This is a genomic window from Planococcus sp. APC 3906 (assembly GCF_030407685.1).
In the GTDB taxonomy this organism is placed as follows: domain Bacteria; phylum Bacillota; class Bacilli; order Bacillales_A; family Planococcaceae; genus Planococcus; species Planococcus koreensis.
On sequence record NZ_JASDCW010000002.1, the window covers coordinates 177508 to 194384 of the forward strand.

Here is a 16877-nt window from a genome sequence, read left to right on the forward strand (position 1 = left end):
GTCTGTCCTTTTTCAGCTAACTGCATGGAGTGAAAATAACCAGTAAGAGACATCTGCCTGCAATCGGATTTAAGCAAAAGGCATGCGTCCCTGCATGCCTTTTTGTATTGCGCGTGTCTCTTCAACCGAAAGGAAGAGAACGATGATTATTAGCCAATTCCAACAAATCATGTGCCATTTTGCAAATCAAAAATTATTCAATCACATCAAAGGGGAAGTTGCCGAAGGGCAGCGAATCGGCCTCGTCGGGCGCAACGGTGAAGGCAAAACAACTTTGCTCAACGTACTGGCAGGATCGCTTCAGCCCACAGAAGGTGCGGTCACTTGGAAGAAAGGCTGCAGCGTCGGCTTGTTAAAGCAATCGCCGGATGAAGAACCGGATTGGACGGTCGAGCAACTGCTGCAAACGGCATTTGCCGATTTATTGAAAATGCAGGATCGCTTAGCCGAAATGGAAAAAAGGATGGAAACTGCCGCGCCGCAGGAGATGGAGCGCGTCTTGGAGAAGTACGGTGTATTGCAGGAAGAATTTATGCTGCGCGGCGGCTATGACATCGATATGCGGATTGACCAAGTGCTGAACGGCCTCAAAATCAAACAATTGAAAAACGAATTATGGGGGCATCTGAGCGGCGGCGAACGGACCAAAGCGGCTTTGGCGAAACTGCTGCTGCAGGAACCGGACCTGCTGCTGCTTGATGAACCGACCAATCACTTGGACCTCGAAGCAATCGAATGGCTCGGCTCGTTCATCGCGCATTATAAAGGGACGATCGTCATGGTTTCTCATGACCGCTATTTCCTGGATGAAGCAGTGACGTGCATTTGGGAGCTGGACCAAGGCGACCTGATCCAATACAAAGGCAATTACTCGGCATACGTCAAAGAACGGGAAGCCCGCCTGTTGATCGAGTTCCAGCAATACCAGGACCAGCAGAAGAAAATCAAACAAATGAAGGAAACCATCAAACGCTTGAAAGAGTGGGCAAACCGTGCCAATCCGCCGAATGCCGGCATGCACCGGCAGGCGAAAAGCATCGAGAAAGCGTTGGCGCGGATTGAGCTGCTGGATCGCCCAGTGCTGTCGAAAAAACAGATGGCGCTTGATTTCCAGATGGCCGGACGGAGCGGCAAAGACGTCGTCCGCCTGGATGGGGTTTGGAAAGAGTTCGGGGATCGGCTTTTGTTCCAGGAAGTTGGCATGCATGTGCGTTTCGGTGAACGCGCGGCGATAGTCGGCTCGAACGGCACCGGCAAAACGACGCTTTTGAATATGATCCTGGGCAGTGAAGAGGCTGATTGCGGTGAGGTCCTGCTCGGCATCGGCCTATCAATCGGCTATCTGTCGCAGCATACGCTTGAAATGGACAATGACCGTACTGTCATCGAAGAATTCCGTGACGCCGTGGCAGTTTCCGAATATGATGCAAGGCCCATTCTCGCTAAATTCCTGTTTTTCGGCAATATGGTGTTTCAGCCCGTCCGCCAATTGAGCGGCGGGGAACGGATGCGCCTCCGTCTCGCGCAGCTCATGCACTTGAACCACAATCTGCTGATTTTGGATGAGCCGACGAACCACTTGGATCTGGAAGCGAAAGAAGTGATGGAAGAGGCGCTTAGTGGATTTCCAGGAACCATCATCGCTGTTTCGCACGACCGTTATTTCCTGGATAAATTATTCCCGGTCACGTACTGGCTGAGCAAACAATCGATTGAGCGTTTCGACGGCAATTATTCATTTGCTAAAGAAAAAAAGAATGCCGCATCAGTAACGTGAAACACCGCATAAAGTGGCGCATCTGCCGAATGGTATGGGATACTGAATAGAGATGGAAAAAGAGGAATAGGTAAGGTGAATATATGACCGCAATTGGCACAATACCAGATAATATATCTTTGATGCATGCATTGGACCATATTGGGGAAACGATTATGATTGCTGACAACACGTATACGATACGCTGGATGAATACGGAGGCGCATCGGCTGTTGTCAGGCGTCGCCCCTTTATATGGTATTGAGGATTGCCGAGACTTGATCGGCATGAATATGGATGATTTTCACTTGCAGCCTAGCCGCCAGCGAAAGTTGATGGAAGGGCTGACGGAAGGGCATCGTGCCCGCATCAACATCCGCAATGCCTTTGTAACGGACATCGTCATCAATCCGATTAAAGCTGATGACAAGATTGATGGCTACATCGTCATGCTGATGGACGTCACGACACAAGCGGAAGAACTGAAACGCAGCGAACAGTTGATCAAAGATTTGTCGATCCCGATTTTGAACATATGGGAGAAAACGATTGCATTGCCGCTTATCGGCGAGTTCGATAGAAACCGTTCTGATGAATTGCTTGCTACTGTACTTATGGAATGTTCGAAAAAAAATATTGAATACGTATTGCTCGATCTGAGCGGCATTACGGAATTCGAAAATGAAATCCGCTACCAGATTCAAATGATGACAGATAGTTTGAAACTGATCGGGACCCAATGCATCTTGGTGGGAATAAGCCCGAAACTCGCACTTTCCATTGTCTCACTGGAAAGCGGCACCCCGATTTTCAGCACCGCACACGCCGGTTTAAAGCACATCATGGAGCAACAGGCTCTACGGCTTTAAAGCCATCCAAAATGTCATAGGGCCGATTAATGGCCAAGAAAAAACAGCTTATCCTTTCAGCGGATAAGCTGTTTTATTTTGCGTTAACGGGTTCCACCCATTCTTGCGACCAATCCTGGATGGCATCCATGACCGGTTTTAAGGAGAATCCTTTTTCAGTTAACTCATATTCAATCCGGACAGGCGTTTCAGGATACACTTTCCGAGTAACAACACCGGCTGCTTCAAGGCTTTTCAAGCGCTCAGACAAAAGGCGTCCGCTTATGCCGATGACTTCGGTCAAGTGGCTGAATCTTTGTGGGCCATTTAATAGTTGGTATATGATCAAGCCTGTCCATCGTTGGCTGAGAAGTGAAATTGCAGTTTCAAAACGCGGGCAAATAATAGTTGTATCCATCGTCGTCACCCCTTTAGCTTATAATAACACAATTACCTTGTGCGTTAAAGGAATTTAGTTACTTGACACATTATAGTTCCTAAAATATAATTGGTTACATAAAGTAACTAAAAAGGGGCTGTCATATATGCATTTTCATGAAAAACCGATCACTTATGTAGGTGAAGTCGGTCTGAAGGTTCTTGATTTAAAAGGAATGGTTGAATTTTACCGTGATATCATCGGATTTGAAGTGCTCGAACATTCCGCGGATTCAGCAGTTCTTGGAGCTGGAGGCAAAGGCTTATTAAGGCTTGAGGGAGTGGAGGGGCTGCAAGAGAAAGACCAGCGCTACGCCGGACTTTATCATTTTGCCATCCTAATGCCAAGCCGTGAAGACTTGGGTAGAATACTGATCCATCTTCATAACAAAGGCGCGCGTTTAGGTTCATCGGACCATTTAGTAAGTGAAGCGTTATATTTAAGCGATCCGGAAGGCAACGGCATCGAAATTTACCGCGACCGTGAACCCGAAGAGTGGGACTGGAACGGCAGTGAGGTGGCGATGGCGGTTGATCCGATCGATGCGGCTGGTCTTGTCCAGGCTGCAGAAAGCGCAGGAACGGATTGGCAAGGCATGCCCGCAGAGACGGTGATGGGCCATATCCACCTGCATGTAGCAGATTTGGCAAAAGCGAAAGATTTTTATGTCAATGCGCTTGAATTTGAAGTGGTGTCATCACTCGGTGGACAGGCGCTGTTCCTTGCCGACCACAAATACCACCACCACATCGGGCTGAATGTCTGGAACGGCACTGGCATCCCGGCGCTTCCGAAAGAAAAAGCCGGTTTAGGCTATTACACGCTGGTGCTGGCGGACGAAGAAAAGCGGCAGCGCATTGTGGAACGCCTTCGAGCTCTTGGCGCAAGTGTAGAGGAACACGGCAGTTTTAGTGAAACTGCAGATCCATCGGGCAATATCATCCGATTGACGGTATAGGAAAAGGCTGGCTCTATCAATCAGAGCCAGCCTTTTTTTGCGTAAAAGCAGGATTTTCACAGCTTTGGCCGTTGTTCAGTGAGAAATCGAGTTCAAGCGTTTCCGGCTGTACGCTCGTTGAAGCTTGGTCCAGCAAACTAAGTGCCGGATCGGGTGAATGATTTTGCCGCGTTTCCATATATGCGTACATTCTCTCTTGTTTTTTCAGTTCTTCGAGAGGGTTGTCTGAGAAAGATAAAAGGATTAATCCGAATGCCCCGACGATTAAAGTGATGCCCAGAAGTGAAAGGAAGCCCTTCATAAAGATAACCTCCGCCTTTTTAGAGTTGCTGATAGTAAGGACGCATCATCAGCCGCGAGGTTCCCTTTAGAGGCTGGAATTCCAGTTTTGGACATAGAGTGGAGAAAATTGGTCTCTCTGCTATTTTTAGGGTGAGTTTCTTATCGACTAACGCTATAATCAAGGAAGGCAATTCTAATTATGAGGAGATTTGAACAATGGAATGGAAAAATATATACCGCGGCATCCTCATGGGAATCAGTGATTTGATTCCAGGTGTCAGTGGAGGCACAATCGCATTTATTTTAGGAATCTACGACCGGCTCTTGTCGTCAATCAGCGGATTTTTCAGCCGGGAATGGAAAAAGCAATTAGGTTTTCTTGTCCCTCTCGGCCTTGGAATCGTCATTACGCTGCTGGCGTTCAGCCGAGTCATCGAATATTTGCTTCATCAGCATTATGAAGCAACCCAGTTCTTTTTCATGGGACTGATCTTGGGTGTCATCCCCTACATCATGAAACAGGCGGAAGTTAAAAAGAATTTCACCCGCCGCCATTTTTTCATTTTGATCGCGATTGGCGCTGCACTAGCAGCTACTGCTTTTATCCAAACGAATGATAATGTCGAACCGATTACAAGCTTGAGCGTTCCGATATTCTTCATGCTGTTTTTCTCCGGCTGGCTTGCCAGCATGGCAATGCTGCTTCCTGGAATCAGCGGCTCGTTCATCCTGCTGCTGCTCGGCGTCTATTCGACCGCCATCAACGCGTTGTCGACGCTTAATATTCCAATCGCCATGGCAATTGGAGCGGGGGTCATCGCAGGCTTTATCGTCAGCAGTAAAGCGATTCAGTATTTGCTTGAGCATTTTACGTATGTCACCTATGCTGCCATCATCGGCTTGATAATAGGGTCATTGTTTGTTGTGTTCCCTGGCTTTTCAGCAGATCCTGGGACCCTTGCACTAAGCGCTGCCACTTTTGCAGCGGGCTTGGTCTTTACGCTGCTGTTCAGTTCGCCTAAAAAGACCACCATTACAGATTAATGAATTGCTGATAAAGCCCCTGGAAAATCCTTTTGCCGATAACGTAAAAGGGTTTTTCTGTATCGATAACAAGCTTTATGCTTTCTGGAAAACACGTTTCCATTTAAACTGAAGAAAAAGGAGGGATATGCTTGCGGAAATTATTTTGGCTGCTGATTCTGCTGGTGCTTGTTTTTATGGCACGGCCCATATGGGAAGACAAAGCAAGTGAATATGTAGACCTTGGTTTTTTGGCGCCGATTGACCGGGCCGTGGATCAGGTCACAGAGGGGCCGGCGATTGAAAACGCGTTAACTCAGGCTAAACAATTCACACTGCAAGTAGGCGGCCAGCTGAAGTCGTTTGTCGCAAGCAGTTCCGCGGAAATGCCCGTTGCGGTTTCCAAGCCGGCTCTTGATGAAACACAATCGCTGTTCGCAGTCCACAACGTTACGCTTGGCATGACAAAAGAAGAGGCGCAAGCGAAAGTGGGCCTGCCACTCCGATTGATGCGCAACGAATATGGAACCGATTGGCATAGCTACCACCAGGATTATCAAAACTATGTCTTGCTGTCATATGATCAGGAAGGCAAAGTGAATGGCATGTTCACCAACCAGGCGCTGATTTCCTCTACGAAAGAGATAACGATGCAGTCGAAACGGGCGGAGGTGCGGTCTGCGCTGGGCATACCGCTTAAGAGCCTGCAAAAAGGGAACGTCCAGTACATCCTTGATACACGTGAAGAATACGACGTTTTTAAAATCGACTCCATCTACATCACCGTATTCTACGATCTCCACGAGGAAAATACAGTGACGGCTATCCAAGTGATCGACGGCGGACTTGAAGAAAACCGTCCAGAGATTTATGCGGAGCCGAACGATGAAGTGCGCGAAGGGTATGAATACCTGCTATTTGAATTGACCAACTCTGCGCGCATCCAGCGGGAGCTTCCGCTTTTGAAATGGGACGAGGCAACGAAAGAGACCGCGCGCAAACATAGTGAAGACATGGCCGACAACAAATACTTCAGCCACACGAATTTGGAAGGGAAATCGCCATTCGATCGCATGGGCGATGATGGCATCACATTCTTTGTCGCAGGCGAGAATTTGGCTTACGGCCAGTACAGCAGCATCTTTGCCCACGAAGGCCTGATGAATTCGCTGGGCCACCGCGAAAACATCGTCAAACGGGATTTCGGCTATCTCGGAGTCGGAGCAGCATTCAACTCAGACAACCAGCCCTATTTCACCGCCAACTTCTTCAATAGATAAAAAAAGCACGGCCATCATCGAGATGGCCGTGCTTTAATTTTTTGATTCAGTTCAGCACAAGCCAGGCCAGAATCACAAGCGGTCCGACGATGAAGCAATAGAGGGCGAAATACTTCAATTGCCCTTTGGCCATGATGTTCATGAACCACTTCAACGAAAAATAGGAAGCAACGAGCGATCCTAAAAATGCCATTATGTAAGGGATGGCCATCTGGCTGAGGTTGGAATCGTTGACGATGTCGCTGATGCTCAGGACAGCGCCCCCCAGGCTGATCGGGATGAACAGCAAAAACGAGAAGCGTAATGCGGTTTCCTGGTTGATGCCGCGGGCCATGGCCGCAACGATCGTCGCGCCGCTGCGGCTGATGCCGGGGATCAGCGCAACAGCCTGTGCACAGCCGATGATCAGCGCGTCTTTCACAGACAGGCTGCCGTCTTTCCGCTGGCCCCGCATATTGCGGATCAGCCAGAGCCCGATGCCGGTGACGACTAACGTGGCGCCGACCGTAACGATCGATGACAACAATTCGTCGATTGCGTCCTGATACAGCACTCCGATGATTGCAGCAGGGATGGTCGCGATGATCAAGTAAAGTAGAAATAGGAAGTCTCTTTTGTTTTCTTCATTTTTGACGGTAAGATACATAAAGCCGTTGGCGACGAGACGCCGGATATCAGTGCGGTAAATGATCAGCACAGCGATAAGTGATGCGCTGTTGACAAGCAGCGCGAATGTCGACGTGCTGCCTTCGATTTCCACGCCTAAAAAATATTGTGCAATGAGCAGATGTCCGCTGGAGGAAATCGGAATGGGTTCCGTCAATCCTTGGAATAAACCCAGCAGCAAAAATTTGATTGTCAGCCATAATTGATCCATTGAATGCCTCCTCCGGTAAAGTGAATTTGGAGCCGACTATTATAGACGTCCTTGCGCCAAAAAAGTTCGCTGCCTAAAAAAGGATGTATTTCATGATATATTGGGTATACTCAAATGTAGGAAAGGGAGTGAGCTTTTTTTGACTAGTAAACTTTGGTTTCAAGTAGGGATTGGAATTATTCTTGCTTTAGTCATTATTCGATTATTCATAGAAGTCCAAGACATATTTGATCCATTATTCATCATTGCACAAACAATCTTTATTCCGCTGCTTTTGGGAGGCGTGCTGTTTTACTTGAGCCGCCCGCTTCTCCGCTTATTGGAGAAAAAGAAATTTCCGCGCTGGTCAGGAGTTTTGATCATTCTTTTGCTGATCATCCTGGTGTTCTACCTGCTTTATGCTATGGTAGGGCCGATGGTTTCAAAACAGGTCAACTCCCTGGTCGACAATGCCCCTGGCATTGCTGCAGATGTTGAAGAATACGGCATGTACTGGTTTAACCAGCGGGATCGCCTGCCGGATTCAATTGAAGAGCAGATCAACGGCATGCAAGGCAAGGTCGGAGACTGGGCCGGCAATGTAGGTTCGTGGGTTCTGGCATTCCTGGGCAGTGTTGTTTCGGGAGTGATTACTCTCGTGCTGGTGCCGTTCTTCTTGATTTACCTGCTGCTCGACCACGATAAATTCGCGCCGTTTATAGCCGGATTTTTCAAAGGTGAACGCAAAACATGGATCCGCAAGACCTTGAGCGATATCGACGAGACGCTGCAAGCTTATATCCAAGGGCAGCTCTTCGTCAGTTTCCTGGTCGGCATCATGCTGTTGATCGGCTACCTGATCATCGGCTTGGAATATGCGCTGCTGCTCGCAATCATCGGTATGGCGACAAACGTCATCCCGTTCCTGGGACCATATATTGCAGTTATTCCAGCTATTCTTATTGCGCTGGTGCAGGATCCGATCATGGCCGTTTATGTGGCGATCATCATGCTGATTGCGCAGCAGGTCGAGAGCAATCTGATTACGCCGAACGTGATGGGCAACGCGCTTGATGTCCATCCTTTGACGGTCATTACCTTGATTTTGGCTGCAGGGAATATTGCCGGCTTGTGGGGAATCATTCTGGCAATCCCGGTTTATGCTGTGTTGAAAACGATTGCCAAGAACGTCTATGCACGCCGAAAAGACATTAGGCAAACCGCTACGAAAGAAGTGTAGCAACGTGGGAATCAAGAACGTCCCATTGTGAATAAAATAAGAGGGGAAATTTTTCCTTTCCAGCCGCCGAAACTTTTTCGGCGGCTTTTTTATGCGTTCATAGCGAAAGGAAGCTGAAATACGGGGCCTGTAAATTTCTGAAGCTCTCTTACTTATATCTTGACGTAAAATAGTTTACCCCCTAAACTGTTATTTAGTTGAGGGGGTAAACTATTATGGATGCACGAATTAAAGAAGCGGTGGATTTATTCACGGAAGTAATGGTTTATGGCACAGAGCGTGTCATCAAGTCGATCGATGATCCGTTATGGAAAGAGTATTCGCCTGAACAGATGCAAATGCTTAAACTGATCAGCAAAGAGCAGCGCATTACCTCGGGCCGGCTGGCAGTGCTTCAAGCTGTGCATAAAAGCGCCATTTCAAGCCGCATCAAAAAGATGCTGGAAAAAGAGCTGATCCGGATAGTCGAAACGCCGAACCGCAGGGAAAAGGTGCTCGAACTGACCCCGAAAGGCGAAGAGGTTCTGCTGGCATCGGACACGGTGCTGACGAATTACATTGAGAAACTATTCAGCCAGCAAATCGGCGATGCGGAAATTGACCAGTTCCTGGCGACGTTCCGCAAACTGAAAGACATTATCACAACGGATGGAGTGTAAAAGATGCATACAGTATTGAAATTGAAATGGCCGATCATGATCGGGTTGATCGTCTTGACGATCGCGTTGTTCTTACTGGCGCCAAATTTAACGGAACAGGCGGAACAAGCAGGATCGTTCCAGCTTTCAGAACAAGCTTCTTCCCAACAGGCAGCCACTATTTTAGCGGAAGCAGGGGCTTCGGCACAGACGATTTCCCTGGTCATGCCGCTTGAAAACGAATTGGATGACGCCATGCGCGAAACGCTGTCAGAGATGGCGGCCGAAATCGAAGCGCTTGGAGATCCAGTCGCAAGCGTGCTGAATCCGGTTGAAAGTCCGGAACTCGAAGGGCAATTGGTATCGGAAGACGGCAAGACGGTCTTGATGCCGGTAACGGTCGACGGCTCGGACGAAGAAGTCAATGCCGTTGCTGCCGACATCCGGGAATCGGTCGTTCCGGAAGGCATGACCGCGTACGTAACCGGTGAAGCCATCATCAACAACGACGTCAACATCAGTGCGCAGGAAGGCTTGAAGCGCACCGAAATCATCACAGTAGTGTTGATCTTCGGTTTATTGCTGGCAGTATTCCGTTCGATCGTCACACCGTTTATCCCGCTCGTTGCGGTTGGCATCACGTATCTATTGAGCCAATCGCTTGTGGCATTCTTCATTGACTGGTTCGGATTTCCGGTGTCGAATTATACACAGATTTTCCTGGTAGCAATCCTTTTCGGAATCGGGACGGATTATTGCATCCTCTTACTGAGCCGCTACAAAGAGGAATTATCAGCTGGCCATAGCGTGGAGACGTCGATTGTCAACACCTATAAAACGGCGGGCCGCACATTGTTGATCAGTGGAGCAGCCGTATTTATCGGATTCTTTGCCATCGGCTTCGCGGAATTTCCGATTTTCAAATCGGCTGTTGCCGTAGCGGTGGGCATTTTCGTGCTGCTCATTGTGCTGTTCACCGTGGTGCCGTTCTTCATGGCGCTATTGAAGCATAAATTGTTCTGGCCGGCGAAAAAATCGGCTTCACATAAAGACAGCAAGTTGTGGATCTGGATGGGCAAATTGTCGATCAACCGTCCGTTGCTGTCGATGCTGGTCGTAGCTGCGATCACAATCCCGTTGCTGTTCACTTACGACAACGCGCTGTCTTTCAATACAGTCGATGAAATCGGTTCGGAATACGAATCGGTCAAAGGGCTGCGCGCTATTGAAAACGGCTTCGGGAAAGGGGATTCGCTGCCGGTCGAAGTGATTATCGAGTCAGATGAAAACTTGGCTGACGAAGCGATTGTCCCGTATTTCGAGTCTGTAAGTTCAGAAATCGAAAAAATTGACGGCGTTGAAGCGGTTCGCGCAATCACACGCCCGACAGGCGAAGTGATTGACGACCTGTATGCCGACCGCCAAATCGGCTTGCTGGCGGAAGGGCTGGCAGAAGCGAGGGACGGTTTGGGCGATGTGCAAACGGGCCTCGCTGAAATCGAAACCAATTTGTCCGGCATCAGTGCGCAAGCAGGAGGCGCTGGCGGCTTAGGGGATGCTGCAGCGGGGCTTGGGGAGTTAAATGCCCAGCTCGGCCAAGTTTCACAAGGCCTTCAGCAGACAGGCAATATTCCGCAGACGGTTGGCGCGTTGACGCAAATCAGCGGCGGCCTGGCACAAGTCCAGCAAGGGCTTGCAGGTGCTGCAGCCCAAACAAGTGAACTCGGCTCGGGGCTGGGGCAGCTGGCAGAAGGCGTCGGTGCGTCGAATGACGGCTTGCTGCAAATCCAGGACGGCTTAACGGAAGCTGTGGCGATGATGGAGGACATGAGTGAAAGTGAATCTGTACGCGCTACAGGACTCTTTATTCCGGAAGGCACTTTGGACAGCCCTGATTTTGAGCAGGTGCTGGAACGCTACACATTTGCAGATGGCAATGGCGTGAAAATGGAGGTCATCTTGGCGGACGACCCTTATTCGCCTGAAGCGATTGACACAACGGCAGAAATCAAAGAAACTGTTGCGCGCAGTGTTGTCGATACGCCGCTTGAACAAGCGGATATCGCATACGGCGGCATTGCAAGCATCAACAGCGATTTGCAGGACGTCTCATCAAGCGACTTCAGCAAGACCGTCCTCATCATGCTGGTCAGCTTGTTCGTCGTCCTTGCATTGTTGTTCCGTTCGTTGATTATGCCGCTTTACATGATCGGCTCATTGCTTTTGACGTATTACACGTCGATTGCCATTGCCGAACTGATTTTCGTCAACGCCCTTGGCTATGACGGCATCAGCTGGGCTGTACCGTTCTTCGGCTTTGTGATGCTGGTGGCGCTCGGCGTCGACTATTCCATCTTCCTGCTCGACCGCTTCCGCGAAGAGTCGGAAAATGGCATCAGCGTCCGGGAGGCCATGCAGATTTCCATGGCGAAAATGGGAACGGTCATCATCACGGCTGCGATTATCCTTGCTGGAACTTTCGGCGCGATGATGCCTTCAGGCGTCCTCAGCCTGGTCCAGATTGCGACAATCGTCATCACGGGGCTGCTGTTGTATGGCTTGATCGTCTTGCCGCTCCTGATCCCGGCGATTTCCGTGTCATTCGACCGCGGCGTCTGGTGGCCGTTCGGCATGAAAAATCGGACAAAATAAGAGAGATGCTGCCTTCGGGCGGCATTTTTCTGTTTAATGGGGGAATGGGCCATGCCGTGGTATAATGAAAATATATTGACTAAATGAAACGGGGTTTCCAACGTGCTTACATTTGAAGAAAAACTGAAAATCATTGAATCGTTTCCGGACCTGACACGCAAAGACGTGTCGATGAAACGCGTGAACTTCCATTACGAAGATAGCCTGTACGACAAGAAAATCGTCGTCTACCATCTTCATCCAACTGGCAACGGCTTTGTTTATGTCGGCAACTTGCCGCAATACAAAGCGGACAACAAAGGGTTCGTCAACATCCGCGATTTCTCGGAAAAAGAGTTGCACAGCATTGTCGCTGACTCAATCGATTACCTGTCGCTTGAACCGGAGCCGCCTTACGACAAAACATGGACAAACCGGGACAATGAAAAATTGGATCTGGTCTACGAAGAACCGTTCTGGAATCTTTACACAGGCAAGAACCTCGAGGAAACCTTCGGCACGTTTAGCGATGCTGAAGATTACCTGCTTGAACAAGGGTTCAAAGAACCGAAATAATGGACATTCGGCTGCTCGAAAAAGAAGAGCCGCTGCCAATGGAGCTATTGCTTGAAGCGGATCCTTCGGAAAAACTGGTCCGTTCGTATTGCGCTGATAGCCGGGTCTACGTTGTAGAAACCGCTAAGGGCACAATGGGTGTGCTGGTCCTTTTTCCGCGGGATGCGGCCGTTGTCGAGATCAAAAACATCGCGGTTGCTGAACATATTCGCGGTAAAGGGCTTGGAAAAAAATTGATTGTTCATGCCTTAGCGGAAGCCAGGCGCCTGGGGTTCCGCAAAGTTTTGATCGGCACTGGAAATTCGAGCCTTGGCCAACTGGCGCTATATCAGAAATGCGGATTACGCATGGTGTCAATTGACCGCGGCTTTTTTCTGCGGAATTACCCCGAACCGATTGTCGAAAATGGCATCCGATGCGAAGATATGGTCCGTCTTGAATACGAATTGCTTTAAAACCCTTCCGAATATGGAAGGGTTTTCTTTTTCTGCAGAAAATCAAAAGCGTCTGTCTGAGGGGATTTGCTCGAATAAGGGTTGTCTTAGTGGAAAAAGAGGAAAAATGGATGAACATTCGGTATGCTAATAGCAAGAGGTGATTTCATGTTCAAGAAAGTGACCTTATTTACAGATCGATTGGAAGAAATGAAAGGGTTTTACGAATACCAGATGGGCTTCCGGATTGTCGAAGAAGACAGTGGCAGCTTTACTCTGGCTATTGGGAGCTCCACCTTGATTTTTAAAGAATCAGAGCGGAAAGCTGTCTACCATTTTGCGTTCAATATTCCAGGCAACCAATTCACGTTAGCCAAAAGCTGGGCTGCTTCACGGGTTGCGCTGAACCGGCAGGAAGGCATGGACGAAGTTTTCTACGCAAATTTCAATGCAGATGCATTCTACTTCCAGGATCCTGCGGGCAATGTCGTTGAATTTATCGGCCGCCGGAACGTCGACCGGATGGGCGATTTCACAATCGACTCCTTGCTCAACATCAGTGAAGTGAGCATCACGACGCCTTTCGTTGAAAGGGTTGGGGAGCAGTTGGAAGATATGGACATCCCAGTGCGCGGCAATAAAGGGATCGAAGCGAAAGCGTTGAATTTTCTAGGACAAGGAGATGCTTTTATCCTGCTTGTAGCTCCAAAGCGTGTGTGGTATTTCTCAAAGCAAAAAAGCGAGGTTCATCCGTTGGCGATTGAGCTGGTGGATGGGCGCCAGGTTGAAATTGACGAGGAAGGGCATTTTTTGGAGACACGCCCGTCCAAGCCTGTTGAAGAAGGGCTTGAGAACATGGGGTTTTCGGGTGTCGTTCTACTGAAAAAAGAACAGCTTTGGACGATTGCTAAAGGTTTGGCGGATCGCGCAAATGAAAGACCGAATTCGCTGAGCACTCGTTTTGCCATTGCATCTGGCTGCAAAATCTTCACGGCAGTGGCGATATGCCAATTGGTTGAAGAAGGAAAGCTGAGTTTTGAAGACCGTCTGTCGTCTTTGCTGCCGGAATCGTTTCCTCATTTCGATGTGACGCTGCATCATTTGCTGACACATACATCTGGAATTCCAGATTATTTCGATGAAGAGCAAAACGCCAGCTTTGAAGAGCTTTGGAAAACACATCCGATGTATTTGATGAAATCTGCGTCGGATTTCATCCCTCTTTTCCATAAAAAAGAAATGCTTTTTCAACCGGGTGAAAAGTTCCATTATAATAACGCCGGATTTATCGCTCTAGGACTGGTAGTTGAGAAAATAACAGGGCAGCCGTTTACGGAGTTTGTGGAACAACGGATTTTTGCGCCGGCAGGCATGGTGAACTCGGGGTATTTCAGCCTTGACCAATTGCCTTCCGAAACCGCTTATGGCTATATCTCCGAAGACGATTCATGGCGGACGAACCAGTACGCGGTTCCAATTAAAGGCGGACCGGATGGCGGTGCTTTCGTAACAGCGGGGGACATGGTCTTGTTCTGGGAGCATTTAATGGATGGGTCGCTGGTGTCCAAGGAGATGCTTGCCACGATGCTGAAGCCGCATGCGTCGAGCCGCTACAATGATTATGGCTACGGTGTTTGGATGTCACGCGGCGGCGAACAAAAATACTTTGTCACTGGATGGGATCCGGGCGTCAGCTTCCAATCGGCCTATTATGCTGATAAGGGAGCTATCCTTGCTGTGTTAGCCAATCATAGCGAAAGCGCATATGAAGCGATGAAACTTGTTGAACGGTCATTAATTGAACAGAAATGACACTGGTTATCTAATCTAAAACGGGGTGAAGGCATGGAAGGGAAAAAAATAGCGATTTTTATCGTTGGTGGAACGCTGCTGGCGATTATTCTGATTTTTTTAGGGTTCCAATGGTATTTTCAAATGAATCCAACGCAATAAAAAAAGCGCAGCCGCGGGGCTGCGCTTTTTTATTGAACCAAAAAACAGGCTCTTCCGAAGAAGAGCCTGAAATAGGTAGCTTAGAATTAAGCTTTTTGTACGTTAGTAGCTTGAAGACCGCGTTGGCCTTGCTCGATGTCGAAAGTTACTTCTTGACCTTCGTCAAGAGATTTAAATCCTTCGCTTTGGATAGCTGAGAAATGTACGAATACATCGTCGCCGCCTTCGCGTTCGATGAAGCCAAATCCTTTTTCTGAGTTAAACCATTTTACTTTACCTTGTTCCATGTGTGTTTCCTCCTCGTATGCGTAAGCATACATTGTATTACTATCCTTGCTCAAATCTTGCAGATGGACATCTGACACTTTGTAAAAAGTTATCCGAACAAAAATAATTCTTCCTAAGAATAACACGGGTTTTTACATATTGCAAGCCAAATGATGAAATTGTATAATCTACTCCTTGGACATTGTACGGAAAACCGCGCAGAATGTAGGGTTAAGCGCGAAAAGGGGGCATTTATTAGATGAGAAAAATAATGGTTGTGGGTGTATCTGCAGGAGTCGGGAAGTCGACTTTTGCAGCAAAGCTTGGAGAAATACTGGATCTGCCAGTCCACCATCTCGATTCCTACCATTGGAAGCCGGGCTGGCAAGAAGCGGAAAAGGAAGAGTTCGAATCAGTCCAGTACAATATCGTCAAAAGGGACCGTTGGATCATTGAAGGCAATTATTCTTCAACTTTCGATATCCGCATGGCTCAGGCAGATACGTTCATTTATTTGGAGCTGCCGCTTCGTGTCTGCCTGTACCGTGTCTTAAAGCGCTGGCTGTCGAATATAGGAAAGACCCGCCCCGATATGGGTGAAGGGTGCCCGGAAAAGATGGAATGGGAATTTCTCAAGTTTATCGTGACGACCTATGCAGCGCGCAAAGTGAAGATGCGCAGCAGAATGCGCAGTTTCTTGGAAGCGCGTGATGGCAATAAAGTGATCTTGTTATCTGGAAAAAAAGAGATAGCGGGTTTTCTGGAAACAGTGGATAAAGAGCGGATTGCTTGAAAAAAAGGCAAGATGATTTTTCGGGGACGTGCTATTCTTAAGGTATAAATTAGACGATTAGGAGAATGGCCATGACGCATCTATATGAAGGGACCATCGTAAACCAGCAATTGCATGAAAAGCAGCCAATGCATATGAAGCGGCTGTACTTGGAAGACTTGCCGATTATTGAACAAGTCCAGCAGAAGGTCATCCACTCATTGCCCGATAAAACGGTCCTGCAGCCCTTGACCACAGAAGAATTCCTGTTCATATTGAATGAACGCGGATTGCTGGTCGGTGCATTCGCCGAAGGGCAATTGATCGGCTTCAGGGCGCTGCTCATTCCGGAGATTGACGAAGAGCATCTGGGCTATGATCTCGGGCTGCCGGCGGAAGAGCTGCCGCATGTCATTTATCAGGAAATTTCAGTAGTGCTGCCTGAGTACCGCGGCAATAGGCTGCAACAGAAATTGGCGGAAGTCATCATGGAAGAATTGCCGAAGATGGAAGAGCAGTTCCGTTATGTGTGCTGTACTGTGGCCCCGATGAACATCCCGAGCTTGAAGGATAAGTTTTCCCAACATATGCACATCGGTGCCTTTAAAGAAAAATATGAAGGAATGCAGCGTTACATCCTGGTCAAGGACCTGAAAAACCCTGCTCCTAAATACACGGACCACACGGCTGCCAAGATCGATGATTTGGAGGCGCAGAAGTCCTTGCTTGAAGAAGGATATGAAGGAATCGGCTTCTTGGTCACCAAAGGGTATTATGAAATTCAATTTGCAAAACCAGTTCTTTAATATAAAGCCGGCAAAAAGCGATAATGCTTTTTTGTCGGCTTTTTAATGGGTATTTTTGTAAGTTTGTCTGAATAAAATTGATTAAGACTATGGAATCACAAATAATTATAGAACTAAG

17 protein-coding genes are annotated in these 16877 nt (G+C 48.3%); 13 read left to right on the top strand and 4 right to left on the bottom strand.

The features are described 5' to 3' along the window. The first annotated feature begins 142 nt into the window (after positions 1-142). Entirely contained in the window at positions 143-1777 is a 1635-nt protein-coding gene (abc-f, locus tag QMA09_RS02295) for a ribosomal protection-like ABC-F family protein (protein ID WP_290211867.1), read from the top strand. Between the two features lie 155 nt (positions 1778-1932). Further along, complete coding sequence (locus QMA09_RS02300; protein WP_290211868.1) at positions 1933-2625, top strand: STAS domain-containing protein; 693 nt, start codon at positions 1933-1935, stop codon at positions 2623-2625. A 73-nt stretch (positions 2626-2698) separates the two neighbouring features. Here QMA09_RS02300 and QMA09_RS02305 read toward each other — a convergent pair whose 3' ends face one another. Next, positions 2699-3022 carry a winged helix-turn-helix transcriptional regulator gene (locus QMA09_RS02305; RefSeq protein ID WP_290211869.1) on the bottom strand — a complete coding sequence of 108 codons (324 nt, stop codon included), beginning with the start codon at positions 3020-3022 and terminating at the stop codon, positions 2699-2701. 127 nt (positions 3023-3149) lie between these two features. Here QMA09_RS02305 and QMA09_RS02310 point away from each other — a divergent pair, with 127 nt between their 5' ends. Continuing rightward, a complete protein-coding gene (locus QMA09_RS02310) occupies positions 3150-4001 on the top strand; it encodes a VOC family protein (RefSeq protein WP_290211870.1) in 852 nt (283 codons plus the stop codon). A gap of 16 nt (positions 4002-4017) precedes the next feature. Here the strand turns inward: QMA09_RS02310 and QMA09_RS02315 are convergent, their stop codons facing one another. Beyond that, positions 4018-4302 (bottom strand): hypothetical protein, encoded by a 285-nt coding sequence (locus tag QMA09_RS02315; RefSeq protein WP_135504225.1) that lies wholly within the window; start codon positions 4300-4302, stop codon positions 4018-4020. A 197-nt stretch (positions 4303-4499) separates the two neighbouring features. On the opposite strand from QMA09_RS02315, the gene QMA09_RS02320 reads away from it, so the two are divergent. Both QMA09_RS02320 and QMA09_RS02325 read left to right on the top strand, forming a co-directional pair. Further along, a complete protein-coding gene (locus tag QMA09_RS02320; RefSeq protein ID WP_290211871.1) occupies positions 4500-5327 on the top strand; it encodes a DUF368 domain-containing protein in 828 nt (275 codons plus the stop codon). Positions 5328-5458: 131 nt separating this feature from the next. Continuing rightward, a complete protein-coding gene (locus QMA09_RS02325) occupies positions 5459-6586 on the top strand; it encodes a CAP domain-containing protein (protein ID WP_290211872.1) in 1128 nt (375 codons plus the stop codon). 46 nt (positions 6587-6632) lie between these two features. On the opposite strand, the gene QMA09_RS02330 is transcribed toward QMA09_RS02325, so the two are convergent. Further along, entirely contained in the window at positions 6633-7463 is an 831-nt protein-coding gene (locus QMA09_RS02330) for an undecaprenyl-diphosphate phosphatase (protein ID WP_290211873.1), read from the bottom strand. Positions 7464-7602: 139 nt separating this feature from the next. Between QMA09_RS02330 and QMA09_RS02335 the strand changes: the two genes are divergently transcribed. The 6 genes from QMA09_RS02335 to QMA09_RS02360 all read left to right on the top strand — a co-directional run bounded on the left by QMA09_RS02335 (position 7603) and on the right by QMA09_RS02360 (position 14773). Then, positions 7603-8682 (top strand): AI-2E family transporter, encoded by a 1080-nt coding sequence (locus QMA09_RS02335; RefSeq protein ID WP_135504218.1) that lies wholly within the window; start codon positions 7603-7605, stop codon positions 8680-8682. 215 nt (positions 8683-8897) lie between these two features. Continuing rightward, positions 8898-9341: a MarR family winged helix-turn-helix transcriptional regulator gene (locus QMA09_RS02340; RefSeq protein ID WP_135504216.1), complete on the top strand. Its 444-nt coding sequence runs from the start codon at positions 8898-8900 to the stop codon at positions 9339-9341. Positions 9342-9344: 3 nt separating this feature from the next. Continuing rightward, positions 9345-11972: an MMPL family transporter gene (locus tag QMA09_RS02345; protein WP_290211874.1), complete on the top strand. Its 2628-nt coding sequence runs from the start codon at positions 9345-9347 to the stop codon at positions 11970-11972. 102 nt (positions 11973-12074) lie between these two features. Beyond that, entirely contained in the window at positions 12075-12527 is a 453-nt protein-coding gene (locus QMA09_RS02350) for a hypothetical protein (RefSeq protein WP_135504212.1), read from the top strand. Further along, the gene (locus QMA09_RS02355) at positions 12527-12982 is read left to right on the top strand and encodes a GNAT family N-acetyltransferase (RefSeq protein ID WP_290211875.1); all 456 of its coding nucleotides are present in this window, start codon (positions 12527-12529) and stop codon (positions 12980-12982) included. The genes QMA09_RS02350 and QMA09_RS02355 overlap by 1 nt, the downstream gene beginning before the upstream one ends. 147 nt (positions 12983-13129) lie before the next feature. Then, the gene (locus QMA09_RS02360; protein WP_290211876.1) at positions 13130-14773 is read left to right on the top strand and encodes a serine hydrolase; all 1644 of its coding nucleotides are present in this window, start codon (positions 13130-13132) and stop codon (positions 14771-14773) included. Positions 14774-15000: 227 nt separating this feature from the next. Here the strand turns inward: QMA09_RS02360 and QMA09_RS02365 are convergent, their stop codons facing one another. After that, a complete protein-coding gene (locus QMA09_RS02365) occupies positions 15001-15201 on the bottom strand; it encodes a cold-shock protein (RefSeq protein ID WP_006830093.1) in 201 nt (66 codons plus the stop codon). 239 nt (positions 15202-15440) lie between these two features. Between QMA09_RS02365 and QMA09_RS02370 the strand changes: the two genes are divergently transcribed. Next, complete coding sequence (locus QMA09_RS02370; protein WP_290211877.1) at positions 15441-15974, top strand: P-loop NTPase family protein; 534 nt, start codon at positions 15441-15443, stop codon at positions 15972-15974. 71 nt (positions 15975-16045) lie between these two features. Beyond that, complete coding sequence (locus QMA09_RS02375; RefSeq protein ID WP_290211878.1) at positions 16046-16759, top strand: hypothetical protein; 714 nt, start codon at positions 16046-16048, stop codon at positions 16757-16759. Positions 16760-16877: the final 118 nt, after the last annotated feature.

Coding starts and splice junctions, on each gene's coding strand:
- abc-f (WP_290211867.1), top strand. CDS start 143: ATGATTATTAGCCAATTCCAACAAATCATGTGCCATTTTGCAAATCAA.
- QMA09_RS02300 (WP_290211868.1), top strand. CDS start 1,933: ATGATTGCTGACAACACGTATACGATACGCTGGATGAATACGGAGGCG.
- QMA09_RS02305 (WP_290211869.1), bottom strand. CDS start 3,022: ATGGATACAACTATTATTTGCCCGCGTTTTGAAACTGCAATTTCACTT.
- QMA09_RS02310 (WP_290211870.1), top strand. CDS start 3,150: ATGCATTTTCATGAAAAACCGATCACTTATGTAGGTGAAGTCGGTCTG.
- QMA09_RS02315 (WP_135504225.1), bottom strand. CDS start 4,302: ATGAAGGGCTTCCTTTCACTTCTGGGCATCACTTTAATCGTCGGGGCA.
- QMA09_RS02320 (WP_290211871.1), top strand. CDS start 4,500: ATGGAATGGAAAAATATATACCGCGGCATCCTCATGGGAATCAGTGAT.
- QMA09_RS02330 (WP_290211873.1), bottom strand. CDS start 7,463: ATGGATCAATTATGGCTGACAATCAAATTTTTGCTGCTGGGTTTATTC.
- QMA09_RS02340 (WP_135504216.1), top strand. CDS start 8,898: ATGGATGCACGAATTAAAGAAGCGGTGGATTTATTCACGGAAGTAATG.
- QMA09_RS02345 (WP_290211874.1), top strand. CDS start 9,345: ATGCATACAGTATTGAAATTGAAATGGCCGATCATGATCGGGTTGATC.
- QMA09_RS02355 (WP_290211875.1), top strand. CDS start 12,527: ATGGACATTCGGCTGCTCGAAAAAGAAGAGCCGCTGCCAATGGAGCTA.
- QMA09_RS02360 (WP_290211876.1), top strand. CDS start 13,130: ATGTTCAAGAAAGTGACCTTATTTACAGATCGATTGGAAGAAATGAAA.
- QMA09_RS02365 (WP_006830093.1), bottom strand. CDS start 15,201: ATGGAACAAGGTAAAGTAAAATGGTTTAACTCAGAAAAAGGATTTGGC.
- QMA09_RS02370 (WP_290211877.1), top strand. CDS start 15,441: ATGAGAAAAATAATGGTTGTGGGTGTATCTGCAGGAGTCGGGAAGTCG.
- QMA09_RS02375 (WP_290211878.1), top strand. CDS start 16,046: ATGACGCATCTATATGAAGGGACCATCGTAAACCAGCAATTGCATGAA.